This window comes from Acidaminococcus sp. (assembly GCF_050873445.1).
GTDB lineage: Bacteria > Bacillota > Negativicutes > Acidaminococcales > Acidaminococcaceae > Acidaminococcus.
In genome coordinates this window covers 1-10,730 of record NZ_JBNMIU010000064.1, presented here as the reverse complement: position 1 = coordinate 10,730, position 10,730 = coordinate 1, and the positions used below count along the sequence as shown (strand labels likewise).

The 10,730-nt window shown below is 56.0% G+C and carries 10 protein-coding genes; 2 read left to right on the top strand and 8 right to left on the bottom strand.

All coding sequences use genetic code 11. The features are described 5' to 3' along the window. Window positions 1–196: 196 nt before the first annotated feature. The 8 genes from ACR0QW_RS09850 to ACR0QW_RS09815 all read right to left on the bottom strand — a co-directional run bounded on the left by ACR0QW_RS09850 (window position 197) and on the right by ACR0QW_RS09815 (window position 7,933). Window positions 197–1,636 (bottom strand): carbon starvation CstA family protein, encoded by a 1,440-nt coding sequence (locus ACR0QW_RS09850; protein ID WP_432643493.1) that lies wholly within the window; start codon window positions 1,634–1,636, stop codon window positions 197–199. Between the two features lie 199 nt (window positions 1,637–1,835). Next, window positions 1,836–3,080 (bottom strand): hypothetical protein, encoded by a 1,245-nt coding sequence (locus ACR0QW_RS09845; RefSeq protein WP_432643492.1) that lies wholly within the window; start codon window positions 3,078–3,080, stop codon window positions 1,836–1,838. Between the two features lie 116 nt (window positions 3,081–3,196). Then, window positions 3,197–3,673 (bottom strand): hypothetical protein, encoded by a 477-nt coding sequence (locus tag ACR0QW_RS09840; RefSeq protein WP_432643491.1) that lies wholly within the window; start codon window positions 3,671–3,673, stop codon window positions 3,197–3,199. 3 nt (window positions 3,674–3,676) lie between these two features. Further along, complete coding sequence (locus ACR0QW_RS09835; RefSeq protein ID WP_432643490.1) at window positions 3,677–5,299, bottom strand: AAA family ATPase; 1,623 nt, start codon at window positions 5,297–5,299, stop codon at window positions 3,677–3,679. Next, window positions 5,289–5,747, bottom strand: coding sequence for a hypothetical protein (locus ACR0QW_RS09830; protein WP_432643489.1), 459 nt, complete (start codon window positions 5,745–5,747; stop codon window positions 5,289–5,291). The genes ACR0QW_RS09835 and ACR0QW_RS09830 overlap by 11 nt, the downstream gene beginning before the upstream one ends. Continuing rightward, window positions 5,744–5,905, bottom strand: a complete 162-nt coding sequence (locus ACR0QW_RS09825) for a hypothetical protein (protein ID WP_432643488.1) — start codon at window positions 5,903–5,905, stop codon at window positions 5,744–5,746. The genes ACR0QW_RS09830 and ACR0QW_RS09825 overlap by 4 nt, the downstream gene beginning before the upstream one ends. A gap of 11 nt (window positions 5,906–5,916) precedes the next feature. Beyond that, a complete protein-coding gene (locus ACR0QW_RS09820) occupies window positions 5,917–7,467 on the bottom strand; it encodes a hypothetical protein (RefSeq protein WP_432643487.1) in 1,551 nt (516 codons plus the stop codon). Window positions 7,468–7,630: 163 nt separating this feature from the next. Next, window positions 7,631–7,933, bottom strand: coding sequence for a LysM peptidoglycan-binding domain-containing protein (locus ACR0QW_RS09815; RefSeq protein WP_432643486.1), 303 nt, complete (start codon window positions 7,931–7,933; stop codon window positions 7,631–7,633). A gap of 249 nt (window positions 7,934–8,182) precedes the next feature. On the opposite strand from ACR0QW_RS09815, the gene ACR0QW_RS09810 reads away from it, so the two are divergent. Both ACR0QW_RS09810 and ACR0QW_RS09805 read left to right on the top strand, forming a co-directional pair. Then, window positions 8,183–8,860, top strand: coding sequence for a response regulator transcription factor (locus ACR0QW_RS09810; protein ID WP_432643485.1), 678 nt, complete (start codon window positions 8,183–8,185; stop codon window positions 8,858–8,860). Window positions 8,861–8,869: 9 nt separating this feature from the next. After that, complete coding sequence (locus tag ACR0QW_RS09805) at window positions 8,870–10,606, top strand: ATP-binding protein (RefSeq protein ID WP_432643484.1); 1,737 nt, start codon at window positions 8,870–8,872, stop codon at window positions 10,604–10,606. Window positions 10,607–10,730: the final 124 nt, after the last annotated feature.

Below are 10,730 nucleotides of genomic sequence, written 5' to 3'. Positions count from 1 at the left end.
TTTAAACGATTTCGAGGAAGGATATTACTGTTGTCTAAGGTAAAACTAAATTAAAGATGGACGTAAGCAAAAATGCTCACGTCCATGAATGGTGGATGATTTGAAATTCGCCCCAACATTTGACAAAGAACCAAAAAAAACCCGGGAGCCAAGCTCCCGGGCCTTTCTGAAGGGAATTAGATTTTTTTACAAGGAATCAGCCTTGGACAGGTTTGTCGGCAATATCCAGTTCGCCACGGTCAACTTTCTTGGCCCGTTTCCAGAACAGGCAGAAAGCAACGACAGCGAAGGCAATACCAATGGGGTAAGCAACGGACGTGCTCAGTTGCAGCCCTTCTTTAGCAACCAGGATATAGGTGCAGGATACAGCACTCATGAAGGTTGCAGGAATGATAGCGATCCAGGCATTGCCCTTGTTAGCATACAGGTACATAGCACCGGACCACAGAACCAGCATAGCCAGGGTTTGGTTCGTCCAGGAGAAGTATCTCCACAGGATGGTTACATCCACCTGAGTCAGGATACCGCCGATAACGATGATAGGCGCAGCCAGTTTCAGACGGGAAGCCACAGTGTGCTGATCGATTTTGAACCAGTCAACCACAGTGTACCGTGCAGAACGGAAAGCCGTATCTGCGGAGGACACAGGGCAGGCAATAACACCGATCATGGCGACAACAGTACCCAGATAGCCCATCAGGCCGGAGCAGATATCATACACAACGCCGCCCGCACCATGGTACTTCACGAATGCGTCGGCCAGGCCGGCAGTATTTCCGTAGAAGCAAACACCGGCAGCAGCCCAGATCAGAGCAATGATACCTTCGCAGACCATAGCTCCGTAGAAGATCTTGTGGCAGTCACGTTCACTCTTGATGCACCGAGCCATGATAGGAGACTGGGTGGAATGGAACCCGGAAATAGCACCGCAGGCCACAGTGATGAACATGATCGGCCAGATCGGGGTGCCTTTCGGATGCATATTGGTCAGAGCGATTTCAGGGATATGATACCCTTCCGCAAACAGACCGCAGGCAACACCAATAGCCATGAAAATCAGGCAGAACCCGAACAGAGGATACAGTTTCCCGATCAGCTTATCAACAGGCAGGAATGTAGCACAGAAATAATAGATCAGCAGGATAACCAGCCAGAAGTTGTAGCTCATCGGAGTGATCTTGGTCAGCAGGCCGGCAGGGCCGGTAGTGAATGCAACGCCTACCAGGATCAGCAGGACAACGGAGAAACCACGCATGATGTGACGCATGGTCGTACCCAGGTATTTGCCGCACAGTTCGGAAATGGATGCCCCATCATTCCGTTCGGACAGTACCCCGGAAATGAAGTCATGGACACCACCTGCAAACACAGTACCGAACGTAATCCACAGGAATACGGCAGGTCCCCACATTGCACCAGCCAGAGCACCGAAAATAGGACCCAGGCCAGCGATGTTCAGCAGCTGAATCAGGAAAACTCTCCAGTTTTCCATAGGTACGTAGTCAACACCATCTTCCAGACGATAAGCAGGAGTCTTTCTGTCATCGATAGGAGGACGGAAGCAGCTTTCTACGTATCCGCCATAAATAAAGTAACCAGCAATTAAGATAGCAAGACACACAAAGAAGCTAATCATTGAGTAAACCCCCTTCTGCGAATCCCTTCCATTCGCAATTTTACTGTCGCGTTTATTATAATCCATTCGACACAAAAAATCCACAATAATTGTGCAAGTTCTGTGTATATTTGCTATCTTTTGTCAAATGGCAGGAGGGTGTTAACACCCTCCTGCCATACGTAAACATATATACTTTTTAAAAAGACATTTTCGAGGATTACTTCTTCAGGCCCCATTTACTGTACACATGGAGGCCATCGGCTTCCGGCACCAGTCCGGTGAGTTTCACCAGATCGAACAGGTTATACCCCTTCACCTTCAGCTGGGCCACCTTGCTTTTGGCCATCACTTCCGTGAAGTCCACGGTCAGACTCTTGTCGTTGAAGGTGCAGATCAAGTCGTCCCGGTTCACTACCGTCATGTTAAAAATGGCATTGACCAGGCTCATAATGATCCGGGTACCCAGCATCCGTACCAGCAATTCGCCCAGCTTGTTGTCGGCGATGGCGAAATCGTGGATGCGGAACCGGGCATAGGAGGCTGTGTTGTTCAGAGCCAGGGCCTCGATTTCCACATCAGCGGTCAGGCTGCCGTATTTTTCATGTTCCACCGTCACCTGCAGCTGGTGTTCGCCCTTATACTGGCAGTCATGGAACTGGAAGTCGCTATCCTTCATGGCTTCGCCCAGACCCTTGGCCAGGTCAGTGTACGGCACCACCAGTTCGCCCCGGCGCAGCTGTTCCCAGTCCTGAGCATTGATCCAGCGGCTGGCTGCTTCCTTGAACGGGGCCACCAGCAGATTCAGGTCTTCCACATAGGTCCCCATGTTCTCAGCCACCTCGCCCAGTTTCACGGCAGCTTCATCGGCCCGGTTCTTCAGTTTGTCGAACAGGGGACGGGCTTTGTCCACCACTTTTTTCCGTTCATCCCCCAGAGGGATATCCTTCCGTTTGTCCTTGGTGAATTCCCTGAATTTGGCCATGCCTTCCTTCCGGGCCTGTTCATACAGGTTTTTGAACTGGCTCAGGTCGTCTGGCTGTCCGGCGTCCAGCCAGGCATTGGCGGCCTTGCCCACAGCATAGGTGATACCCACAGCCATGGGGACCTGCAGCGGCGGGAAGGGGATCATGGTAAATACAGTCTGCCCTACGAAGGAAGCCCCCAGGGACCCCACCAGGCCGGCGATGGCGCCGGTTTCCAGTTCCACACCCCGCAGATCGCACAACCGGGTAATCATATACACTTCATTGGCCATGAGCGCCAGGCTCCCCAGGAAGGGGGTCATGACGATGACGCTGGCCCGGGCTGCACCCCAGCGGATGATCTGTTCCGATTCATGGGCAATATCCACCGGTTCCGTTTCCGCTGCTCCGTCCGAAGCTTCGTCCATGGGACGGACTTCCGCATCTACAGCGTCGTCTTCCTGTTCCATTTTGTCCCGTTTATCCATTTCTTCTGTCATAAGAATCCCTCCTAACAGGTAGCTTAGCGAATCTCGCCTGTTTTCTACAGTATAGCATATTTGCCCCACCCCGTCAGTCACCCGGAAAAGGTACTCCAAAAGGTTCACAATCTCCTTCAGTCGGGAATCACAGCCACATGGCCATCGGGGTAGACACCCCGGCAGCAGTCCGTATACACCTCCACGAAGGCATACCCTCCGTAGAGGGCCAGGCTGCGGCCCTTGACAAGGACTTCCGGCAGAGGTTCCCCTTTGTGGTAGTGCTGGAGGATCCTCTCCTGCCAGTCCAGGGTGTGCACATCATAGGTATCGTCGATGTAACATTGGGCCAGGATGCCTAAAAAGCTGCCCAGAAACTGGACCGCCGGGAACTCCTTCCGGATCTGGGCCACCACTTTGGCCGCAAAGGCCGGGTCCAGACGGGCATCCCCTGCGTCCAGCTTCCCCAGGGCGGCCATATAGGCCGGAGTCCGGCTCTGCCGCAGCAGCCGGGCTCCTTCCCCTGTCAGAGTTCCGGTCTGCTGCCGGGGGGAAGCGTTTGTCTGCAAGGTACTCCCTGTCAAAGTCTGCCGTTTCTGTCTGCTCAGGAACATGGGTCACTCCTCCTTTTTCCGTACCAGTACCCGCCGCACCAGACTGCCGGTGTGGGCAGGCAATTTCTCTTCACCGATGGGACGGCCTGAAGCAGGGACTGCCCGTTCCTTTCCCCAGTTCCGGATGGCATTGATTTTTTCCGGGCTGGTTTGAGAAAGCGGAACCACATTCTGGAACAACGACAGGATTTCTCCCTTAGTCAGTTCGTGGTCCGGTTCTGCCACCTTCCGATAGGCCAGCTCCCGCACTGCGCTTTCCAGATCGGCCCCGGTGAAGCCATCGGTAAGCGCCACCAGCTGCCCGGCAAATTCTTCATTGGAATGGATATCTACCTGCAGGTAGCGCTGGAAATACAGGTGCAGGATATCTTCCCGTTCCTCCTCCGTGGGCAGGTCCACAAAGAACAGCTCATCGAACCGGCCCCGGCGCAGCAGCTCCGAGGGCAGCATGGACACGTCGTTGGCTGTAGCCACCACAAATACCGCCTTGCGGCATTCCTGCAGCCAGAACAGGAACTGGCCCACCATCCGGGTGGATACGCCCCCATCGTTGCTGCTGCCGGCCCCGGACAGGCCCTTTTCGATTTCATCGATCCACAGGATGCAGGGAGACACGTTCTCGGCAGTAGCCAGAGCATCCCGCAGCTGCCGTTCCGACTGACCCACATAGCTTCCCTGCACGGTGGCGAAATCCAGCCGATACAGCGGCAGTTCCCAGTTGGCCGCAATGGCCTTGGCTGAAAGGGATTTACCGCAGCCCGGCACCCCCACCAGCAAAATGCCCCGGGGCGGCTGCAGGTGCAGCTTCCGCATGAGTTCCTTCTTTTCCGGTTTCAGCAGCTCCTTCTTTTCATCCAGCCAGGCCTGGAGTCCCTTCAGACCGCCCACCTTCTTCATGGTGGGATCCACGGTGATCTTTTCCAGGCCGGAGATGTTGGAGAACAGCCGATTCTTGGCGTTGCGCACCTCGGCCATGTCCGCCTTGGTCACTGTGCCTTTGGCCAGAAGCGCCGAGAGCACATTCTCTGCCTCGATTTTGGTGACACCCGCCAGGGTGGCAGCAGCTTCCCGCATATCCTCTTCGTCCCACTGGATATCCACTGCGTCCCGATTGCCTTCCATCTGATCGTGGATGACCTGGTACATTTCCTTCTCATCGGGCATATCCAGGGTGACGATGAGTCCATGGCGCTGGAGATTGTTCCACACCGGCCGATGGCAAAGCACCACCAGTGTGCTGTATTTTTCCGTGGCCAGGCTTACCAGGTCCAGCATACGCTGGGCTTCGCTGTTGTCGTCACTGAGGTCCGGAATCTCTGTCAGGATCAGGGTCTGATCCCGCCGGTCCTCCTTCTGCAGCTTATTGATGAAAAAGTCCCCTGCCCCCAGGATGGATTTTGCTGATTCATCCACGGTCTGGCCCGTGCACAGGGCGTACACCCCCTTGCTCAGGGTATGAGCGTAGAACGTATCCTTGCCCAGCCACTGTTCCTGGTCCAGTTCTTCAGCGATCTCCTTCAAAAGAGCCAGAGCCCGGGGCACTTCGATGGTCTGCAGCACGATGAAAGGGATCCGGGCGATCAGATACCGGCGCAGCAGTTGTTTGGCTTCCTGTCTATTGCTCATGGGGTTCCTCCAATCGATTCACCGGACTGAGCTGCAGCAGGTGACGCAGCTGTCCCGTGGTATCCTGTACGGCCGAATTTTCCAGGTTCTGCTGCAGATGGTCGGCTCCCCGCTGGATTTCGTCCGGAAACCGGCTGCGCAGATTATCCGGCAGGGCGGGCAGAGTCACAGCCTGTTTCAGATACGCCAGCCCCTGCTGCAGATTCTTCAGGCTGCATTCCACCTGATTCGGGTTCTGGAAAGCCCCCTGTTCATGGAACTGTTCCACCAGCCGGGCGTACCGTTTGTCCATAGCGTCCTTCAGCCGTACGGTAAACCGTTCCAATACAACCGGAAAAAGCGGCAGTCTGCCTGCATGCATGGCTGCCGCCACTTCCCCGTCCTGTTCTCCCCGGCCGAACTTCTCCAGCACCGGGATCCATTCTGCATAAATCACAGGCGGCTTCATACGTCGGCCCCCTTCCGTACAGGCGCATGGGGTGGCACCAAGTCCCAGGCAGGGAAACTGTGATGCAGCTGATTTTCGCCTGTATCTTGTTTTGCCGCAATTTTTGCCGCAATCGGTTTGGCTTCAGCAAAAGGGTTCTTTTGGTTCTCTGTTTCCATTGCATCCTCCCTCAGCGATAGATCCGGCGGGTCCGGGTGAGTACGGCGTCAGCAGCCAGCCGATCCAGCCTCTGCCGCAAGATGTCCCCTTCCCGGGTATACTGCCGGTAATGATCCCGGAAATCCGCCACTTCGGCGCAAGAACTGCGGAGCAGTCCCTCTACCACATCCCAGGTCTGTTTTCGTTCTTTCCGGAACTGGTCCGCCGGCCCCTGCTTTTTGAGGTATTGCCAGATGGCCAGCAGGAGTAGGAAACCCACGAACAGCCATATGCCCCGCTGCCCTGAAGCCAGAATACGCTGGAGTGTCATGCCGATGCCCACGGTGATGCCCACGGAAAAAAGACAGCCGAGCCATTTGCCCACGGCCAGTCCCAAAAAGCCCATGAGGCAGGCGATTCCCAGGCCGAAGGAATCCAGCAGTTCATTCCCCTTCCAGAAAAGCAGGGCCCCCGCAAGGGCCAGGGGAACCAGCAGCCGCAGAGCGCTCCGGTGCCAGTCCACCTGTTTCTGGAACCTGGAGAGGAATCCGTCCATATCAGCCTCCGCCTGGGCCACCAGGCTTTCCTCCTCCAGCCCGTCGGCAATGGAACAGGTAAAGCTGTGTTCCTGACGCTGGAAAGAATAATTGAACTGGAAGGGAATGGTCTCCGGCACCTGCCGGGCCGTTTCTCCCTGCACCTGGTCGAAGGCCTGGAGCAGCCACTGCCGGCTGCTGGCCAGGAAGTACCGCTCCATCCGGGGAGACAGCTGCCGGCTGGTATCCTGTTCCACAGCCTGGAGCCAGAACGTAATGAAATCGCTGTAGGTACCCTGCCAGGCAGCTTCCGCAAGGCCCAGGCATTCATCCCACAGGAACCATTCCAGCATCTTGGCCCCGGTTGTTCCCGGGTCCTCTGCCAAAGGCTCGCCGCCGGTGTGACGCTCCACGAACTGCCCCACCGGACGGGAAAGCAGCGCCCCCTGGAGCAGGGCGGAAGCTGTGGTTCCGTCCAGCCTGTCCAGGTACTGGTATCGGTCGATTTCGGGCACCTGCACCCCGTCCCGGAACTGCTGGAACTGCTGCCGCCAGGCGTCCCGCTGCCGGATTTCCGTTTCTTCATCAGCAGCCAGACTTTTTTTCCAGGCTTCCGTGATTCGGTTCAATAAATCCAGACAGTCATTGGGCAATGCTCCTCGCAGCCCCAGCTCCAGGGCATAGAGAAAATCCCCCGGCACCCGGGTGGCGGCCATTGGACGCAGGTAAATCTCCAGCCACTGGCGCTGCATACCCGGCCGCTGCTGCCAGCTCCCCGCCAGCAGGAAGAACAGGGCCGTTTTCCCCCGGTCCATTGAAAGTGCCCGGGCCAGGGCCCGGCGAGCCTCCTCCGTTTTGTTACAGAACCAGAACACAAGAGCGGCCATGCTGTAATTCAGCCAGTCTTCCGATGCCCGGACGATCCATTCCCGGGCCCGGGTGAGCCACATCTCATCGGGCACCAATCCCTGGGTCAGATTCCGCAGTACCCCGATGTAATATTTCCCTACTTTTTCTCCCCGGCAGGCCGGATTCCCATCGCTCATGCACCCCACCGCTCCCTTCCTTTCGTTACTTTTTCCATTGTACAACAAAAAGGGGGCACCACACAATGTGTGATGCCCTCGCACAACAGACCTGCCGGCCCTGTTTCCATTATCTGGCTGAAGGAAAGAAATCGCCGGGTGATTTTTTCCTTCAGCTCAGGGCTCATAATTGATTTTTTAATGCCACTGCCTCGCCCTGCTTGACTTTGACCGGCACAACCAGCTTCTGGCCGGGCTGGATAGCCCGCTTCAGATCCAGACGATTGGCTCTGGTAATCCGGTCGATGACCTCCCGCACATCCTCGCCGGGATGGGTGAACCGGGTAGCAATGCCCCACAGGCTGTCACCCCGATTCACCACAACTTTTTCTGTATGATAACTGGTAGGAGCCGCTTCCATCTGCAGCACCCCATAACTGGAAATCCCCAATAGCGCAGCCAGCAGGACCAGCAACAATTTTTTCATAAGTCTCCCCTCTGTTCGAACTTTTGTTCGTTATACATATGATATCATATCATGTTCGCTTTGACAAGATATTTTACGAAAATTTGTTCGTTTTTTTTGAAACGGATGGCTATAACCGTTCCCTACCTGTCATAAAAAGCGATTGTACGGTATAATGAAAAACAGATAAAAACGGGATAGGGACGGGCTCGTGACCCTGTTGCGGGTACTCTGTTCATCCTGATTGCTCTTGCAAAGGAGGATTTTTATATGTCCCTGGTTTACTGTGTAGAAGACGATGAAAATATCCGGGAACTGGTGCGCTATGCCCTGTGCAGCCAGAAATTCCAGGCGGAAGCCTTTCCCGACGGTCTTTCTTTCTGGAAGGCCGTGGAGGAGAAGAAGCCTGACCTGGTGTTGCTGGACATCATGCTGCCCGGTGAAAGCGGCCTGGATATCCTGAAAAAGCTCCGCAGCCAGCCGGCTACCGCCGCTCTTCCCATCATCATGTTGACAGCCCGTACCAGCGAATATGACGTGGTCACCGGACTGGATGCCGGCGCCGACGACTACATCTCCAAGCCCTTCGGCATCATGGAACTGCTGAGCCGGGTAAAGGCCGTACTGCGCCGGGGAAGCATGCAGAAGCCTCAGGATCAGGATCTCCTGGTCTGCGGCGACATCACCATGGACCTGAAAAAGCACCAGGTGACTACGGACGGCAACCCCTGCGTACTCACTGTAAAAGAATTCGACCTGCTCCACTACCTGATGTCCAACGTGGGCATTGTGCTCAGCCGGGATCAGATCATGGAAGCGGTGTGGGATTTCTCCTACGCTGGTGAGAGCCGTACCATCGATATGCACATCCGGAGCCTGCGGCAGAAACTGGGCCCTGCAGGCAAAATCATCCAGACCGTCCGGGGCGTAGGGTACCGGATCCAGTAGGAGGCTCCTATGAAGAAGCGGATTTATCTCCACCTGTTCCTGGTGGGACTGGTATGCATTCTGGTCACGGCCCTGGTCTGCGCCTTCGCCTCCTGGCAGACCACCAAGCGCCAGACCCTGTATGATCTGCAGCAGGCTGCCCAGCTCATGGCCGTAGACATGGACCACCATGCCGATTCCTACCGCCTGCTCCGGCGGTCGGCCCATTCCGCCCCGGACCTGCGGTTCACCTGGATTGACAGAGACGGAACAGTCCTGTATGATTCCTACGAACCGGCAGAAAATCTGCCCAACCACAAGGACCGGCCAGAAGTGGCCGCCGCCATCGGTGAGGGGCAGGGTTCCGACGCCCGCAGTTCCAAGACCCTGCAGGAAGTAACCCTGTATGCGGCCCAGAAACTGGATAACGGCACCATCCTGCGGGTGGCCCGTACCCAGACCGAGCTGTTCCGGCCTCTGGAACAGCTGCTGCCCTGGTGGATCATTTCCCTGCTGTTTTTAATTGCCATCTGCCAGTTCACTGTCCGCCGGCTCACCCAGGGTCTTCTGGACCCCCTGGAACAGGCCACCCGGTACCTGTCCCAGATCGGGCAGGGTGACACTACGGAAGAAGAAAAACAGCTGTTCCACACTTCCTATCCGGAATTGCTACCTTTCCTGGCCACCATCGACCGACAGGGCAGGCAGCTGAGCAAGAGTCTCCACGAACTGGAGCAGGAACGGAATACCATGAAACGGATCACCGACAATCTGAAGGAAGGAGTGATCCTGCTGGACGACCAGATGCGGATCCAGTGGATCAATGCCTGGGGCCTGCAGCTGCTGCAGCAGGAAGAAAGCCTGTCTCCCTTCCGCCAGAAACTGCTGGGCAGATTCCTGATGCCCCTGCTGCCCAAGGGAGCCCGTCTTTCCACGGACCGGACAAGGGAAAACAAGGCCATCACCTGGAATATGAAACTGCGGAGGCGCCAGTACCAGTTGACTCTGCGGCCTCTGGAACCGCCCCAGGAACGGGCTACCCGGATGCTGATCATCATAGATATCACAGAAGCCCGGGAACGGGAACAGCTGCGGCGGGACTTCACGGCTAACGTGACCCACGAGCTGAAGACGCCGCTGACCTCCATCAGCGGATTTGCCGAACTGATGGAAGCAGGTATGTACCAGAAGAAAGAAGACATCGCCCATTTTGGCCAGCTGATCCGCCAGGAGGCCAAACGCCTGCTGGAAATGATCAACAGCATCATTTTCCTGGCCAAAATCGAGGAAGTGCCTTCCGGTTCCCTTCAGGAAGCCGTCCCCCTGGGCGGGCTGATCCGGTCGGTAATCGAATTCATGGAACCTTACTGCAAGGATAAAAAAGTGACCATCCACTGTCAGCTTATCGAAGACAAGGTGCGGGGCAGCAGCAGCATGCTCCGGGAAATGGCCATGAATCTGATCGACAACGGGGTAAAATACAACCGGTCCGGCGGCCATGTGTACGTGACCATGCAGCGGGATATGGCCCAGCACCAGGTGGTGCTCACCGTCCGGGACACAGGCATCGGCATCCCGGAGGATGTACAGGAGCGGGTGTTCGAACGCTTTTACCGGGTGGATGAGAGCCGCAGCAAAAAAAGCGGTGGCAGCGGCCTGGGGCTCAGTATCGTAAAGCACATTGTAGAACAGCACAGAGGGACCATAGAAATGATCAGCCGCGTCAATGAAGGCACCACCTTCGTCATCCGGCTGCCGGAGGCATAAAAAAGGGGCTGTGAAGAAATGAGAATTCATTTCTTCACAGCCCCTTCTTTTTTTATCTCTATGGCTCCCTCAACAAAATTTGAGGAGAAAAGAGCATACTTCCCCCTTTCCCCAAAAATCAGCT